This window comes from Futiania mangrovi, from assembly GCF_024158125.1.
Classification (GTDB): domain Bacteria; phylum Pseudomonadota; class Alphaproteobacteria; order Futianiales; family Futianiaceae; genus Futiania; species Futiania mangrovi.
The window spans coordinates 803,293-818,736 of sequence record NZ_JAMZFT010000001.1 but is presented as its reverse complement, the minus strand read 5'-3'; the positions used below and the strand labels follow the sequence as shown (position 1 = coordinate 818,736).

12 protein-coding genes are annotated in these 15,444 nt (G+C 67.5%); 7 read left to right on the top strand and 5 right to left on the bottom strand.

Annotated features, from left to right (window positions below):
- Nucleotides 1-18 precede the first annotated feature (18 nt).
- Nucleotides 19-234 carry a hypothetical protein gene (locus NJQ99_RS04000; protein WP_269331503.1) on the top strand — a complete coding sequence of 72 codons (216 nt, stop codon included), beginning with the start codon at nucleotides 19-21 and terminating at the stop codon, nucleotides 232-234.
- Here NJQ99_RS04000 and NJQ99_RS03995 read toward each other — a convergent pair.
- Nucleotides 224-1,831 carry a winged helix-turn-helix domain-containing protein gene (locus tag NJQ99_RS03995; protein ID WP_269331502.1) on the bottom strand — a complete coding sequence of 536 codons (1,608 nt, stop codon included), beginning with the start codon at nucleotides 1,829-1,831 and terminating at the stop codon, nucleotides 224-226. The two genes, NJQ99_RS04000 and NJQ99_RS03995, sit on opposite strands and share 11 nt — an antisense overlap.
- A 178-nt stretch (nucleotides 1,832-2,009) precedes the next feature.
- On the opposite strand from NJQ99_RS03995, the gene mtoX reads away from it, so the two are divergent.
- The 4 genes from mtoX to NJQ99_RS03975 all read left to right on the top strand — a co-directional run bounded on the left by mtoX (nucleotide 2,010) and on the right by NJQ99_RS03975 (nucleotide 5,684).
- Nucleotides 2,010-3,326, top strand: coding sequence for a methanethiol oxidase (mtoX, locus tag NJQ99_RS03990; RefSeq protein WP_269331501.1), 1,317 nt, complete (start codon nucleotides 2,010-2,012; stop codon nucleotides 3,324-3,326).
- A gap of 72 nt (nucleotides 3,327-3,398) precedes the next feature.
- On the top strand, nucleotides 3,399-4,124 hold the full coding sequence (locus NJQ99_RS03985; protein WP_269331500.1) for an SCO family protein: 726 nt from the start codon (nucleotides 3,399-3,401) through the stop codon (nucleotides 4,122-4,124).
- Entirely contained in the window at nucleotides 4,121-4,516 is a 396-nt protein-coding gene (locus tag NJQ99_RS03980) for a group I truncated hemoglobin (protein ID WP_269331499.1), read from the top strand. Before NJQ99_RS03985 ends, NJQ99_RS03980 begins: the two co-directional genes overlap by 4 nt.
- Nucleotides 4,517-4,535: 19 nt before the next feature.
- Nucleotides 4,536-5,684: an adenylate/guanylate cyclase domain-containing protein gene (locus NJQ99_RS03975; protein WP_269331498.1), complete on the top strand. Its 1,149-nt coding sequence runs from the start codon at nucleotides 4,536-4,538 to the stop codon at nucleotides 5,682-5,684.
- On the opposite strand, the gene NJQ99_RS03970 is transcribed toward NJQ99_RS03975, so the two are convergent.
- Nucleotides 5,662-6,651, bottom strand: coding sequence for a lipid A deacylase LpxR family protein (locus NJQ99_RS03970; RefSeq protein ID WP_269331497.1), 990 nt, complete (start codon nucleotides 6,649-6,651; stop codon nucleotides 5,662-5,664). The genes NJQ99_RS03975 and NJQ99_RS03970 overlap by 23 nt on opposite strands.
- A gap of 186 nt (nucleotides 6,652-6,837) precedes the next feature.
- On the opposite strand from NJQ99_RS03970, the gene NJQ99_RS03965 reads away from it, so the two are divergent.
- Together NJQ99_RS03965 and NJQ99_RS03960 are read left to right on the top strand one after the other, a co-directional pair.
- Nucleotides 6,838-8,043 (top strand): permease, encoded by a 1,206-nt coding sequence (locus tag NJQ99_RS03965; RefSeq protein WP_269331496.1) that lies wholly within the window; start codon nucleotides 6,838-6,840, stop codon nucleotides 8,041-8,043.
- A 131-nt stretch (nucleotides 8,044-8,174) separates the two neighbouring features.
- A complete protein-coding gene (locus NJQ99_RS03960; RefSeq protein WP_269331495.1) occupies nucleotides 8,175-11,210 on the top strand; it encodes a PAS domain-containing hybrid sensor histidine kinase/response regulator in 3,036 nt (1,011 codons plus the stop codon).
- A gap of 42 nt (nucleotides 11,211-11,252) precedes the next feature.
- Here the strand turns inward: NJQ99_RS03960 and NJQ99_RS03955 are convergent, their stop codons facing one another.
- From NJQ99_RS03955 to NJQ99_RS03945, 3 genes are all read right to left on the bottom strand, one after another.
- A complete protein-coding gene (locus tag NJQ99_RS03955) occupies nucleotides 11,253-12,068 on the bottom strand; it encodes a response regulator (RefSeq protein ID WP_269331494.1) in 816 nt (271 codons plus the stop codon).
- A 104-nt stretch (nucleotides 12,069-12,172) separates the two neighbouring features.
- Entirely contained in the window at nucleotides 12,173-12,574 is a 402-nt protein-coding gene (locus tag NJQ99_RS03950; protein ID WP_269331493.1) for a response regulator transcription factor, read from the bottom strand.
- A 416-nt stretch (nucleotides 12,575-12,990) separates the two neighbouring features.
- Entirely contained in the window at nucleotides 12,991-15,084 is a 2,094-nt protein-coding gene (locus NJQ99_RS03945) for a PAS domain S-box protein (RefSeq protein WP_269331492.1), read from the bottom strand.
- Between the last annotated feature and the right edge of the window lie 360 nt (nucleotides 15,085-15,444).

The window sequence follows — 15,444 nt, the reverse complement described above, 5'->3', positions numbered from 1 at the left end:
CACGGAAAGGACCCCGCCATGACCGGCATGCCATCCGACATTCAACGCAGCCCCGACGGCGCCATCGACACGCGCCATTACATCGCGCGGGGACAGGTCCGCCGCAGCGCCGCCGCATGGCGCCTGGCCTCGCGGTCTCGTCGCGCGCTCGCAGCCGGCAGCCACTGCCTGTCACGCGCGGCGCGGCGCCTGTTCCCGGCAGCGCTTCTGCCAGGCGGTTCGGTCAGACATTGACGCCCGCCCGGCGCAGCCCGGTGAAGAAGACCGCTGCATGTTCCGGGTTCCGGAACGGATAGGTCGAGGCGAGATAGTCCCGGCTGACCGGCTGATCGAGCGCGCGCAGCCGGGCAATGCCCCGGCCGCTGCTCTCGCGGTCGCCCCGCAAGCCGTGAAGCGCAACATAGCGCTGCCAGCCGCGCCCATAGTCGGGATCCCACTGCAGCGCACGTTCGATATGCAGGCTCGCTTCGCCCAGATCGTCCGACAGCATGGACCAGAGCGCGAGATCGGCTTCCACCACGGCGGTGTAGGGGTAGGCCGGATCGACGCGGAAGACCCGCCGCCCCTGTGCAAGCGCAACGTCGAGATCGCCCGCGAAACCGGCAATGCAGCCGCAGAAGTGATAGCACCACGCCGCGCTGGGGTTGAGCTGGATCGCCCGGTAGACATGGGCGAGCGCCCGGTCGTAGTGACGGTGCGTCCACAACTCTCCGACACCGGCCAGCGCGTGCGCCATCCAGAGATTGCGGTCGACCTCCAGCGCCCGCTGCGCCTCGGCCAGGGTCTCCACGAAGGCCGTTTCCGCCGCCGCGCCCGACCATGCCCGCATCGCCCGCTGGAAGGCGGCGACGGCGATCAGCGCGTGCGGATAGCTCCAGGCCGGATCGAGGTCGACCGCCCGCCGCGCCAGGTCGTCGGCCGCGTCGAGATCGGCCGGTGTCATCCGGTTGACATGCCAGGCGGCCCGCATCGCCAGGTCCCAGGCCGTCATGTTTTCCGGCCGCTTGCGCATCACGCGCTGGAACTCCGCATTGTGCATTTCCGGCTCGAGGACACTCACCACTTCGGCTGCCAATTCCTCCTCAAGGTCGAAGATCTGGTCGGCGGCGCGGTTGAAGCGGCCGCTCCAGAGCTGGCGGTCCTCCGCCGCATCGATCAGCGCCGCCCAGAGCCGGACCCGCGGACCATCGCGGACGAGACGGCCCGTAACGAGGTACCGCGCGCCGGTGGCACTGCCCGCCTCCTGCGCCGTCTGGCCCGCGCCGCGGAAGCGGAAGGCGGTATTGCGCGAGATGACGGGAAAGACCCGCCAGGCGGACAGGGCGGCGATCACCTCGTCCGTCAGGCCGTCGGCGAGATAGTTGTCCTGCCCGTCGCCGGTCGCATCGGAAAACGGCAGGACCGCGATGGCGGGCCGGTCGAGCAAGGGCAGTGAGAGCGCCTCGGCCGCGCGGGCCGGATCGGCCCCATCGCCCTCCCCCTCCGGCGGCAACGCTGGTGCGGCAACCGCCGCCGGGAGCGCCGCGACCCGCACGTCGCCCAGGAAACGGAAGCCCCGCCCGCGCACGGTCCGGATCAGCCGCTGGCGTTCGCCGTCGTCGCCGATGGCACGGCGTGCGGCCTTGATCCGGCTGCTGAGCGCGGCGTCCGAGACGATCCGGCCGTTCCAGACCACATCGAGGATCTCGTCCCTGGTGACGACCCGGCCACGCTCGCGCACAAGGAGGGCCAGAAGCTCGAACACCTGCGGCTCGACCGGCACCACGTCTCCCGCGCGGCGCAATTCGAACAACGCCGTATCGAGCGTGATATCCTCGAAGGCGTGGATCATGGCAATGCCGGCGCCTCCCTCACGGGCAGTATTGCCGGAATCCAGCACTTCTCCAAGCAATCTCCAGACAGCCTCCAAGCAAGGGCGCCGGGCACGCCCTAGTGTCGGATCGTCACTGCCCGCCGCGGAAAGCCGCGGCCGGTACAGCTGGCATATTCCAGTGCATTGGAGGCAAGAGATGTTCCGCAAGCATGCAAACGCCTGGCTTCTGGCCACCGTGTCGGCAACGGCAATCGCGGCGTCGGCCACCGCTCCCGCCCTGGCCGACGAGACATGCCAGTCCCCCTATATGGCCAAGATCACCGGCGAGGAGGAGTTCGTCTATGTCTGGACGCTCGGCATGGACGGGGTCGGAGACGGCTCCGACAAGGTCGTCACGGTGGACGTGCGCTCGGGCTCGCCGACCTTCGGGCAGGTGATCGACGTCGACTCCGTCGGCGGCCAGCACGAGGCACACCACGGCGGCCTGACCGACGACCGCCGGCACTTCTGGGTGCAGGGCCTCGACACCAGCATGATCTGGATCTTCGACATCGCCACCGATCCGGCGAACCCGAAGCTCGTCCGCACCATCGACGACTTCGTGGAGAAGAGCGGCGGCGTCGTCGGCCCGCATGGCGCATACGCCCTGCCCGGGCGCATGATGATCTCGGGCCTGTCCAACACGGACGGAACCGGCCGGACCGGCCTCGTCGAGTATACGAACGACGGCGAGTACATCGCGACGCACTGGATGCCGACTGCGGAGGAGCCGCGCGGCGCGGAGAACGCGGCCAAGGCCGACGGCTACGGCTACGACGCCCGGGTGCTGCCCCGCCGGAACGTGATGCTCACGTCCTCCTTCACGGGGCTCGACAACTACATGCGGCCGTTGGGCGAGGTGGTGAACGATCCCGAAGCCATGAAGGCGTTCGGCGGCACCATGGTGCTGTGGGACTTCCATGCCCGCACGCCGCGCAAGGTGTTCGAGGTGCCGGGCGTCCCCCTCGAGATCCGCTGGGCCTGGGGCGAGAACAACAATTACGCCTTCACCACGACGGCGCTCACCTCCGAGATCTGGCTGATCCACGAGGACGAGAACCAGGAATGGCACGCCCGGAAGGTCGGCGAGGTGGGCGATCCCTCCAAGATGCCGCTGCCGGTCGACATCAGCCTCAGCGCCGACGACAGCACGCTGTTCGTAGACAGCTTCATGGACGGGATGACGCGCATCTACGACGTGACCGACCCGTTCGCCCCGAAGCTGATCCACGAGAAGAAGATCGGCGCGCAGGTGAACATGGTCTCGCAAAGCTGGGACGGCGAGCGCGTCTACTACACCAGCTCGCTGCTCGCGAACTGGGACAAGACGGGGGCGGACAACGAGCAGTTCCTGAAGGCCTACGACTGGACCGGCAAGGAACTGGTGCCCCGCTTCGAGATCGACTTCCTGGCGGAGGGGCTGGGCCGCCCGCACCTGATGCGGTTCGGCTCCCGCGATCTCTACGGAAGCTGAACTCCGGCAGCCACGCGCGGCGCCGCGCCCGTTCGCGGCCCCGCGCAACCGCCCCTTCCGAGGACAAGGACCATGACCCGCAATGCACCCCTGCTGGCGGCCCTCGCCACGCTTCTGCTGGCAGCGCCTGCCATCGCCCACGACGATGCCGCGAACCCCACGCACACCGTCACGGGCCCCGCCGACGGCTACGCCTTCGCCCTCGCCGCCCCCGGCACCTATTCCCTGCCGCGCATCCGTCCGGCGGCCGATGCCCTCCTGCTGGACGAGTTCGGCGCGGCCCACCATCTCGCCCGGCTGTTCCGGGACCGGATCACGGTGATGGCGTTCATGTACACCCGCTGCGGCAACATCTGCCCGGTCGCGGCGATGCGGATGACGGACCTTCAGGCGCTGGCGGGCGAGATGCCGGAGGTGGCGGGAAAGTTGCAGCTGGTCTCGGTCAGCTTCGACCCCGCCCACGACACGCCCGCCCGCATGGGGGAATACGCGCGCCACCTGCGCGCCGACGACGCCAGGCCGCCCCGCTGGCTGTTCCTGACCGCGCCGGACGAGGAGACGATTGAACCGGTGCTCGACGCCTACGACCAGCCCGTGATGGCGAAGGCAAATCCGGCCGATCCCTCCGGCCCCTACAGCCATCTGCTGCGGGTGATGCTGATCGACGACGCCGGCCAGGTCAGGAACATCTACAGCGCCGACTTCCTCGACCCGCGCCTGGTGCTGAACGACGTGCTGACCCTGATTGGCGGCACGTCCCCCGCCGCAAGAACCAGGCAAGGAGACCCACGCCAATGAACGCGACCGCACACACGCCCCCCGCAGGCCCTGCCGTCTTCGACCGATGCGGCGGCTTCGCAAGGGTCAGCCGCATGGTCATGAGCTTCTATGACCGCGTCGGCGAGAGCGATCTCCTCGCGCCCTATTTCGAGGAGATCGACATGGCGCGCCTCATCGACCACCAGACGAAGTTCTTCGCATCGATGATGGGCGGCCCCGCGAGCTTCAACGACGAGACGCTGCGCCGCGTGCATGCCCGGCTCGGCATCAGCGGGGAGGCGTTCGACGAGATGGCCGTCCTGCTGCGCGAGACGCTGGAGGACTTCGACCTCGACCCCGCCGACGTCGATACGGTGCTGCATGCCTTCGTCAGCCGCCGCACGCTCGTCGTCGCGCAGGGTCAGGGCTGAGTTTCGGGGAGACAGTCCGATGGACATGGACCGCCTGCACACGCTGCTGCTCGATTCCGTAGGTGTCGGCCTCGCCGTCGCCGAGCCGGGAGACTTGCGCGTCATCTTCGCCAACTCCCGCTTCAGGGAGTGGTTCGGGCTCGACGGAGCGGCCGCCGCGCACCTGCCGGCGTTGCTGTCCGGCTTCGATCCGGAGCGGATGTCCGCCCGCCTCGCCGCGGGACGCCACTACGCCTTCGAGACGGAGATCCAGGCGGGACGCAAGCGGATCAGCGTCGCCGCCCAGGTCACCGAGGAGGCGCGCGAGGGCGGCACCGTCCTGCTGGTCGAATGCCAGAACGTCTCCAAGCTGCGGGAGCTGGAATACATGATCCAGTCCTATTCGACGATGGTGGAGAAGCAGAACCGCGACCTGCGCAAGGAGAAGGAACGGGTCGAGCGCGTGCTGCTCAACATCATGCCCAAGACCGTCTACGAGGAGTGGCGCCAGTTCGGCGTGACCACGCCGCGCCGCTTCGACCATGTCACGATCCTGATGCTCGACTTCGTGGGCTTCACCGACATGGCCGTGACCGCCGACCCGCCCGCCCTGATCCAGGAACTGAACGACATCTTCACCGCCTTCGACCGGATTGTGGAGCAGTTCGGCTGCGAGCGGCTGAAGACCATCGGCGACGCCTATCTCGCGGTCTCCGGGATGCCGGAGGAAACGCCCGAGCACGCCGCCAACATCGCGGGCGTCGCGTTGCGGATGCTGCACTTCCTCGAGCGCCGCAACGAGACCCACCAGCATCAGTGGCGGGCGCGCATCGGCGTGGCGACGGGACCGGTCGTCGGCTCCATCGTCGGCATCCAGAAGTACGTCTACGATGTCTTCGGGCCAGGCGTGAACCTGGCGGCGCGCATGGAATCCCACGCTGAAGCGATGGAGATCGTCATCTGCGACACGACGCGGGAGAAGCTGCCGGACATCTTCCGGACCGAGGAGATCGGCCTCGCCGACATCAAGGGGTTCGGGCGCCAGCGGCTGCACCGCCTCACGGGCTCGGAGGAACTTGGCAGCGGGCGCCCCCTCGGCATCCGCCCGGTCCGCCACGGCCCGCCGGCGACAGATCAGCCGGTCGAGCCTGGGCGCGGGCCCGCCATCAGAACGCAACCGACACGCTGAACGCCCCGAAATCCGTCGGCGTGTCCTGTCCGTCGAACTCCTTGGTGCGCATGACGTGGGTATAGGCCAGGCGGACGCCGTCCCACATCACGGCAAGGCCGTACTGCAGGTCGCCCACCAGCACCTTCCTGTCGACGCTCCGGCTGTCGCGGAACGTGTTCCCGTCGAGGAAGATGTTGCGCGCGACGGCCCTCCCCTCGACCCCTGCGAACAGGTACCAGGAGAACCCTCCGGACGGGATGAAGAAGCCGGAGCCCGGCAGGCTCGGCTGGATCCGCGGCGGACCGTAGTCGAGCGGCAGGCGCTCGCCGAACCGCACGGTCAGCCCCCCGTTCGCATAGGTGAACACATTGCCGAGGGCCACTCCGAGGTGAGGCGTCACGTCCACGCCGAGCCCGTGGAAGGTGTCGGAGACATACCCCCGCCAGCTGCGCTGATAGGCGAGCAACACCGCAGGCTCGTTGCGCAATTGCGTATGCCAGCCGCGCGGGGTGTCGGCACCGGTGATCTCGTGCACGATCCGCTGCGTCTCGTCTGCCAGCGAGGCCGGCCCCACGATGCCAAGGCTCAGCGACAACTGGTCCAGCCGGCGGCCGGTTTCCGCGACCAGTCCGACACTGGCGTAGGTCCAGCCGGCATAGGGGCGGTCGTCGAGCGGCGGATTGGCCAGCGTGATGTCGGTCGGCGTGTACATGTTCTGGCCGACCGCGTATTCGGTTCGCACCGCGCCGGACAGCGGAAAGAGCGGAAAGAGACGGGCAGCGCGGACGGCGAGGCTCGACCGCTCGCGCCGGGGCGAGAGCCAGGTGGCACGCACGCCGTTCGTGTAGTGCCGGTCGGCATCGTAGAAGAGATCGTTCTCCAGCACGAAGCTGAGCGTGCCGTTCTCGCCCGCACGCACGCCCGGCGCCGCAAGGAGAACGGACAGGACCGCAAGGGCGGAAAGCGTACATCTGGCGATGGGCATGTCCTTGGTCACCTGGTTCGTGCACGCGATGGCCGGCCGCTCCCGACGCTCAAGGCGTCCCGCAATCGCGCCGGGGTGTCAAGCAGCGGAACCCGCCGAAGGTTCCCGGAACGCCCCGGAACGCATCGCACGCCCCCGCGTTGACCCTGGGCGGTCCGCAGCATGGGGAGGCCAGGGGGACGCCACATGATCAACCCGTTTCTCGACACGTTCGGCGAGGCGACGCGCACGGCGATGGGGTTTTTCTGGAAATCCGGCTGGGCCTTCGTCTTCGGCTACGTGATCAGCGCGATGATCCAGGCCTTCGTGCCCAAGGCCCGCCTGACGCGCTTCATGGGCAGCGCGGACTTCCGCTCCGTCGCACTGGCCACCGTGTTCGGTGCGGCGAGTTCCTCCTGCTCCTTCGCGGCACTGGCGGCCGCCCGGTCGCTGATCCTGAAGGGCGCGCATTTCGTGGCCGCCGTCGCCTTCATGTTCGCCTCGACCAACCTGGTGGTCGAACTGGGCATCCTGATCCTGATCTTTCTCGGCTGGCAGTTCCTGGCGGCCGAAATCGCCGGCGGGGTCGTCCTGATCGCGATCTCGAGCCTCATCATCCGCGCGACCTATCCGGAGCACTGGCTAGCCCGCGCGCGCGAGAAGGTCGAGGCCGAGACGGAAGACGAGGACGCGGACTTCGACTGGCGCAAGCGGATCGCCTCGCTCGACGGCTGGGCGCGGGTGGGTGCGAACTTCGCCCACGACTGGCAAATGGTGTGGAAGGAGATCCTGATCGGCTTCACCATCGCCGGGTTCGTGGCAACGCTGGTGCCCCCGGCGGCGTGGGAGGCCATCTTCCTGACCGAAGCCGGTGCGGCCCTGCCCGGCTGGCTGGTCGCGCTGGAAAACGCCATGGTCGCGCCCTTCGTGGCGGCGGCGACCTTCATCGGCTCGATGGGCAACATTCCGCTGGCGACCGTCCTGAATGCCAATGGCGTGCTGTTCGCAGGCATCATGGGGTTCATCTACTCGGACCTGATGGTCCCGCCACTCGTCGCGGTGAACGCGAAATACTACGGCTGGCGAACGGCGCTCTACATTGCCGGGGTGATGTACGTCTCGATCGTGGCGACGGCGCTGATCCTGACCGGGGCGTTTACGCTTCTCGGCATCACGCCGGAAAGCGGCAAGGCCGTCTCCGACGTCGTGCGCTTCCAGATGGACTACACCTTCTGGCTCAACCTCGCCGCCATCGTCCTGACGGGTGCAATGCTCTGGCTCTTGCGCAGGCACCGGCGCACGCACGGGACCCATCACCACAAGATGGAGGGCGACGGCCCACTCAAGCGCGCCGCCGCGAAACTGGCAATCGGTACGCTGGCCGCAGGCGCAGCGGCGTGGGCGCTGTCCTGACACCCGGGGGAGCGGGACCTGCAGACTTGACCCGGGGCCAACGATGTAATTACACCATATAGGCAGCGAGAAAACGGATCCAGAATCAGTATTTTTATTAGAATTACAATTATTTAGGGATGAATGGTGGCGTGCAGGACGCAACTTCCGGCGCGGAAATAATCAACCGCCGCGCGTTTCACAGGTTCGATCTTCTCCCTGACCCGATCTGGATTTTCGATCGCCAAACACTGAAGATTCTCGTCATCAATTCCGCAGCGTGCGCGTGGCTCGACTACCCGCGCGCAACCCTCTCGTCGATGACCATCGAGGACCTCCGACCGGCAGAGGAACGCCCTGCCTTGCGCCGGACGCTTGCGAACTTCACCGCCGAAGACGGGGACGCCGGCTGGTGGCGCCTGAACACGCGCGATGGCCGGGCTCTCGAAGCCTGGATCCACTGGCGGCGGGTCGCCTTCGAGGGAAGGGACGCCGTGCTCGCCACGGCCAGGGACGTGACCGAACTCGCCCGGGCACGCCAGAACCTGTCGCAAGCCGAGCAACTGCTTCGCCTCGCAGGGGAGAAGGTCCGGCTCGGCGGCTGGCGGGTAGAGCTCGATCCGGTGCGCGTGATCTGGACGCCCGAAACTGCGGCCATCCACGGCAAGCCCGCAAGCTACGAACCGACGCCGGAGGAAGCCCTCGCCTTCTATGCGCCGGAAGACAGGCCGCGGATCTACCGCGCGTTCGAGCGGTGCGCGGCAACGGGCGAACCCTTCGACGAGGTCTGCGCCCTGATCACGGCGGACGGACGGCACATCTGGGTCCGCGCCATCGGAAGCGCGCTGCCCGGCGCGGACGGCAAGGTGGCCGCGATCCAGGGCGCCTTCCAGGACATCAGCGAACTTCGCGCCGCCGAGGAACGGGCAGCCGCCGCCGACCGGGCGCGGATGCAGACACTCGAAAGCGTCTCCGATGCTGTCTTCACCCTCGACCGGAACTGGTGCTTCTCGTTCCTCAACCGCCGCGCCCAGGACTTGCTGGAGCGCGACCGGCATGACCTGATCGGCCGGAACATCTGGCAGGAGTTTCCCGAGGCCGCCGGCACTGCCTTCCAGGCCGAATACACCCGCGCGACGGAAACCGGACAGACGGCCCGCTTCGAGGCGTATTTCCCGCCCCTCGACAAATGGTTCGAGGTAGGCGCCCACCCGTTTGCCAAGGGGCTTGCGGTCTATTTCCGGGACGTCACGGAGGAGCGCGCCCGGACCGAGCAGTTGCGCCTGCTGGAAACGGCGGTCGCGCGCCAGAACGACATCGTGCTGATCACGGAGGCGGCGCCGATCGACGGACCCTGCGGGCCGCGCGTCGTGTACGTGAATGACGCCTTCGAACGGCTGACCGGCTATGCGCGCGAGGAGGTGACGGGCAGGACGCCCCGGATCCTCCAAGGCCCCCGGACAAGCCGCACGGAACTCGACCGCATACGCGCGGCGCTTGCCGCGCGTCGCCCGGTACGGGCCGAACTGGTGAACTACCGCAAGGACGGCACGGCGTTCTGGCTGGAGATCGACATCGCGCCGATCGCCGACGCTTCGGGCCGGATCACGCATTTCGTCGCGGTGCAGCGCGACATCACGGAGCGCAAGGGCGCCGAGGAGCGCATCCGCCTGAGCGAGGAACGCTTTCGCCTGCTCGCCAGGGCAACGAACGAGGTCATCTGGGACTGGGACCTGGAGACGGGCAAGGTCTGGTGGAACGACAACCTCCAGACGGTCTTCGGACTGGCGCCGGAGGCCCTGAAGGATGGACCCGGGTCATGGCTCGAACGCATCCACCCGGACGACCGCGCGGCAGCATCCGCCTGCATCCGGCGGGCGATGGACGCGGGCGAGGAAAACTGGACGCGCGAGTACCGGGCCATGCGCGCCGACGGCAGCTTTGCCACGGTGACGGATCGCGGCTTCGTGCTGCGCGACGGCAGCGGAGTCCCCTTGCGCATCATCGGCAGCATGATCGACGTGACGGACCAGCGCGATCTCGAGAACCGGCTCAGGGAATCGCAGAAGCTGGAAGCCATCGGACAGCTCACCGGCGGGGTCGCGCACGACTTCAACAACCTGCTCACCGTAATCGTCGGAAACGCCGAGGAACTCACCGACAAGCTCGCCCGCGACCCGCAGCTTCGCTTGATGGCGGAGATGACACTGAAGGCGGCCGAACGCGGCGCGGAGCTGACGAGCCGCCTGCTCGCCTTTGCCCGCAAACAGACGCTTCAGCCGCGCCCGTTGAACCTGAACGCCATGATCGCCAGCATGGACGGCCTGTTGCGGCGGACCCTGCCGGAGGCCATCGAGATCGAGGTTGCCGGCGCGCCGGATCTCTGGCCCGTCGAGGCCGATCCGAGCCAGCTCGAGGTCGCCATCCTCAATCTCGCCATCAACGCCCGCGACGCCATGCCCGAGGGTGGCACGCTGCGGATCGAGACGGCCAATGCGGTGCTCGACGACCATGCCGCCGCCGGCCAGGACGGTGCCGCTCCCGGCCGCTACGCGACGATAACGATCACCGACACGGGCGCCGGCATGGATCGCGACACCCTGGCGCGCGCGTTCGAGCCGTTCTTCACCACCAAGGAGCCCGGAAAGGGCAGCGGCCTCGGCCTCAGCATGGTGTTCGGCTTCGTGACGCAGTCCGGCGGGCACGTGCGGCTGGCGTCGGAGCCGGGCGCCGGCACGCGCGTCGTGATCCGCCTGCCCTGCTCCCCGCGCAGCGTTCCCGATACCGGAGACGGCAGCCGCACCCCGCTGCCGGAGGGCGGTTCGGAGCATATCCTGGTCGTCGAGGACAACGACCTCGTGCGCGGGCATCTCGCAGCCCAGCTTGCCGCGCACGGCTACCGTGTCAGCAGCCGGCAGAAGGGCAGCGACGCCCTGGCGTTCCTGGAGGCGAACGACGACGTCGACCTGCTGTTCACCGACATCGTCATGCCCGGCGGGGTAAGCGGCCTCGAACTGGCGGAGGAAGGACGCAGGCTGCATCCCGGCCTCAAGGTCCTGCTCACGACCGGATATGCCGATCCCCGTCTCGCGCGGCACGCAGGCACGCAGCCCCAGTTCGAGATCCTGCCGAAACCCTATCGGAAGGACGAGCTTCTGGCGCGGATCAGACGCACGCTTCGGCAATAGCCGGGCAAGGCCCCCCGCGAGCGCTCGGCGCCCGTCGGGCGGTCACGCCCCCGGCCAATCCTCCAGCGCGATGCGCACCATGTCGGCCAGCTTCCGCTTTCGATAGGGCTTGAGGAGAAGGATCGCTTTGCTGCCAGTCAGCGTCTCATGGTTCACGGCGTCGTTGGCAAATCCCGTCGTGAACAGCACGCGCACGTTGGGGCGCAGGGTGCGAATCTCGCTGGCCAGCTCGATCCCGTTCATCCGGCCTGGCAGGACGATGTCGGTGAACAGCAGGTCGAACGGCTCGTCGCCGCGCGCAACCGACATGGCGTCCTCGGCCGCGACGCATGTCCTGACGCCATAGCCGAGCGTCTCCAGCGTCGCTGCGACATGGTTGCGCACCAGCGGGTCGTCCTCGACGACGAGAACCCGCTCGGATCCGCGGCGTTCCTTCATCGCCGCCCGTGCAAGCGCCTCCACCTGGGAGACGATGGACCTGCGAACGCCCGGATCCTCGATCTCGGAGTAATGCTCGATCAGCCGGAGGATCTCGTCCGACCTGAGCTGGTCCAGCAGGTTCTCGACCTCCTCCTTCTCGGCGCCGGTGCCAAGCATCCCCGCTTCCAGCACGTCGAAACCGGAAACGAGGACCGCAAGCGACACGTCCAGCACCTTCGAGATGTCGTAGAGCCTGCTGACGCTGACGCGGTTGTCGCCGCGTTCGTACTTCTGCACCTGCTGGAACGTGATGCCCAGGGCCCGCGCCAGCGCCGTCTGGCTCAGCCCCTTCTTCTTCCTGAGCAACTTGATCTTCGTCCCCACGAAGATGTCGAAGGGATGCGCCTTCTTGTCGAGACGATCCGTGCTCGTCGTCATGCCCATGCCCTCCGGTGCGATCCTGCCGGATCGAATGGGGCGCGGCTGCGCCGGGTGCCCTGCATCCTTCCGGATCGGGCCGCGGGTCTTCTTTGCGGGATGGCTCATGACGCGGCGACCCCCGTCAGACGGTTGATGCGTTCCAGGAATTCAGCCGCCTTGAACGGCTTGGCCAGGGTCTCGGTCGCGCCAAGCTCCCGCGACATCCTCAGCAGATCCGCGACGCCGGAGCCGTCCGGCGCCTGCCGCACGGAGAAGCCCCCGGAAATCACGAGGATCGGGGCCTTTATGCCCGACTGCCGGATCTTCAGGATCGTCTCGATCCCCTCCATTTCGGGCATCATCAGGTCGGTCACGATCGCGTCGAACGCCCGGGCGCGGAGCTGGTCGAGCGCCTGCTTTCCGTTACGCGCGTCGATCACCTCCCACCGGTCTCCCTCCAGGAACAACCGAAGGGTTGCCCGGACCAGGCTGTCGTCGTCGACGATCAGCACACTTCCTTTCATCCCTCGCCCTCCAAAAGGCGCATTGCGAAGCCGGCACAGCGGGAAGAGCGGACGGGAGAGGCCCAGACAGCGGCTGGCGGCCGCCCTCCCGCTGTCCGTGTCACCGGAACCTGCCTTCTCCCGCCAGCCCCGGCGCGACCGCTTCGGCCACCCTTGCCTGCCACCCGTCCGCAAGGCCCGGTCCAGTGCGTCCCATGCCCGTCTCTCCCCTGCCGTTGCGGCCCAAACCCCGCGCGAACCGACGTGCCGACACCGGGGAAACCCTTACCCGAACTTCCTTACAGATCGTAAACACGAAACAGATTTCTGTGTAATATCAATTATTTATACAACTACCGGTGGATTGGGCGGCGAACCTAACCTGTGGTTAGGTGGGCAACCGATGCGCTGTTCCGCCCGCCGCGGCGACGGGCGCCTCAGAGGATCTTCTGCAGCGTGTCCCGGCGCAGCGGTTTCATCAGGAGGCGCACCCCTTCCGGCAGGACTTCCGGGGCCGGGAGCGCGCTTTCGGGCTGGCCTGTCATCAACCAGATGCGGAGGTCCGGCCGCTCGTCGCGAAGCCGGTGCGCCAGGTCCCGGCCGTCATAGCGACCCGGTATCTGGAGATCGGCAAGGACGACATCGACATCCCTCTCCCCCCGGATGGCGGAGAGGGCACCTTCGGCCGACCGCGCAAGGACGGCACGGCATCCCAGCCGCTCGATCATCTCCCGGATCGTTTCGGCCACGAGGGGATCGCCCTCCGCGACGAGCACACTGCGGGCGCCGCGCCTTTCGCCTGCGCGACCCGGACGGGAACCGCCATCCGCCCCCGGGGCGTCCCCTGATGCTGCAGGAAAGATCAGGGTGACCGTCGTGCCTTCGCCGGGACGGCTGCGGAGCGTCATCCGCCCGCCGCACTGGCGCAGGAACGCCTGTACCGAACTCAGGCCGAGCCCGCTTCCGCCCTTGCCAGCTTTCGTCGTGAAGAACGGCTCTGCCGCACGCGCGAGCACGTCCTCGTCCATACCGCACCCCGTATCGGTAATGGACACATGCACCTCGCCAGCCCCACCGCCACCCCGACCGGGCGCGGCAACCGCGAAAGTCAGGGTGCCGCCCTTCGGCATCGCGTCGCGTGCGTTGAGGGCGAGGTTGAGCACGGCGTTCTCGAACTGGCCGCGGTCGACCTCGACCAGCGGCAGACCGTGTCGCGCCCTGATCTCCATGCGGATCCGCGCCCCGACGGCGCGCGAGACGATCGCCTCCGCCTCCCGGATGGCATCGGCAAGATCCGTGGGCACCGGCTGGAGATGGTCCGCCCGCCCGAAGGCGAGCAGCCGTGCGGCCAGTTCGGCCCCCCGCTCGCCCGCGCGGAGCGCCGTCTCGAGCGTGGTTCGCCGCCGCGGGTCCGCCTCCGTGTCGAGAGCGGCCTCGAGGTTGCCCATAATGACGAGGAGCATGTTGTTGAAGTCGTGAGCGACGCCACCCGCGATCTGGCCGAGGGCTTCGCGCTTCTGCGCCGCGAGCAACTGGCGCTGACGCTCCTTTTCCTCCGTGATGTCCTCGGCGATCCCGGCGCACCGGTAGACGGTCCCGCCCTCGTCGAGGATGCGGAACGACCTGTCGCGGATCCAGCGAACCTCGCCGCCGGGCCGCACGATGCGGTATTCCACGGTCTGGTCCCTGACGGGCTGATGCTCGACGAAGCTGCGCACGCGCTCCCGGTCCTCCGGATGGACGGCGCGCGTGAATGCCATCGGGTCGCCATAGAGCGCTTCGGTCTCCTGCCCCCAGATGTGCTCGAACGCGGGACTGACGTACAGGATCTTCGAGGTGTCCGGCGTCGACAGCCAGAAGACGTTGTCGATGTGCTCGACAAGCTGACGCAGAAGCGCCTGGCTGCGTCTCAGTTCCTCCTCCCGCGTCCGCTCCGCGGTGACGTCGGTGAGTATGCTCACGGCCATGTGCTGGCCGTCGGGAAAAGTCACCAGCGAGACGTTGATGGAGGCCAGGAACTCCGTGCCATCCGCGCGGCGCATCCGGTAATCGCACGTGAACGGGCGGCCGGCGTCGAGCAGCGGCCAGCCATGGTGATGAAAATCTTCCCAGCTTCTGTCCGAAACGTGCAGGATCCGCGTGCTCGCCCCCCGCAAGGCGCCCCTCGGGTGGCCGAAGATCCTCTCCGCGGAAGGATTCGCCGCGACGATCCTGCGGGCGCTGTCGACGACGAAGATGGCCGCGTCGGTGCCTTCCAGGATAGCGGACAGGAAGCGCTCGCGCCGCGCGATCTCGGCATGGCGGCGGCTCAGCAGCACATGGAGCAGAAGGGTCGTCGCAACGACGAACAGCAGGCCCTTCGATACGCCGATCATCCATGCGCCCGTCGCCTGGAATTCGTCCGGCATGAGCACGAGGTCCGAGAGAAGGATGTAGGCAGACGACACCGTGAAGTAGATCGCGGCGACGGTCGCCGGGGTCCACCGGGGCGGCCCCGTCAGGCCGTCATGGCCATCGATTCGCAGGCTCATGTTTAGCTCCTGCCCCGGACCGGACCGGACCGGACCGGGCCGCGGCCTCATGCGGTCCTTACGCTCGCGCACACGCGATACTCGAACGCCGAAGACATGGCGCGCGTTCCCTCCCTATTGGCGACGCCCTCGCCAACCCCCTTATTCCACGCCGCACGAGATCGAACATCCAAGCCAAATTCTCAAAATACGTGCGCTATTTGTAATATAAAATTTTAGACGCTTAGTATTTGCGCCAGGCCGCTCCAAATTGCTAATTTCAATATAGGTGATTCTGGAGGAATTGATGCGCACAAATAGTTCGAAAACAATGCAACTTGTGGTTGGTATTTTGCTCGTATACCCGACTATCGGGCATGC

Coding starts and splice junctions, on each gene's coding strand:
- NJQ99_RS04000 (WP_269331503.1), top strand. CDS start 19: ATGACCGGCATGCCATCCGACATTCAACGCAGCCCCGACGGCGCCATC.
- NJQ99_RS03995 (WP_269331502.1), bottom strand. CDS start 1,831: ATGATCCACGCCTTCGAGGATATCACGCTCGATACGGCGTTGTTCGAA.
- mtoX (WP_269331501.1), top strand. CDS start 2,010: ATGTTCCGCAAGCATGCAAACGCCTGGCTTCTGGCCACCGTGTCGGCA.
- NJQ99_RS03985 (WP_269331500.1), top strand. CDS start 3,399: ATGACCCGCAATGCACCCCTGCTGGCGGCCCTCGCCACGCTTCTGCTG.
- NJQ99_RS03980 (WP_269331499.1), top strand. CDS start 4,121: ATGAACGCGACCGCACACACGCCCCCCGCAGGCCCTGCCGTCTTCGAC.
- NJQ99_RS03975 (WP_269331498.1), top strand. CDS start 4,536: ATGGACATGGACCGCCTGCACACGCTGCTGCTCGATTCCGTAGGTGTC.
- NJQ99_RS03970 (WP_269331497.1), bottom strand. CDS start 6,651: ATGCCCATCGCCAGATGTACGCTTTCCGCCCTTGCGGTCCTGTCCGTT.
- NJQ99_RS03965 (WP_269331496.1), top strand. CDS start 6,838: ATGATCAACCCGTTTCTCGACACGTTCGGCGAGGCGACGCGCACGGCG.
- NJQ99_RS03955 (WP_269331494.1), bottom strand. CDS start 12,068: ATGACGACGAGCACGGATCGTCTCGACAAGAAGGCGCATCCCTTCGAC.
- NJQ99_RS03950 (WP_269331493.1), bottom strand. CDS start 12,574: ATGAAAGGAAGTGTGCTGATCGTCGACGACGACAGCCTGGTCCGGGCA.
- NJQ99_RS03945 (WP_269331492.1), bottom strand. CDS start 15,084: ATGAGCCTGCGAATCGATGGCCATGACGGCCTGACGGGGCCGCCCCGG.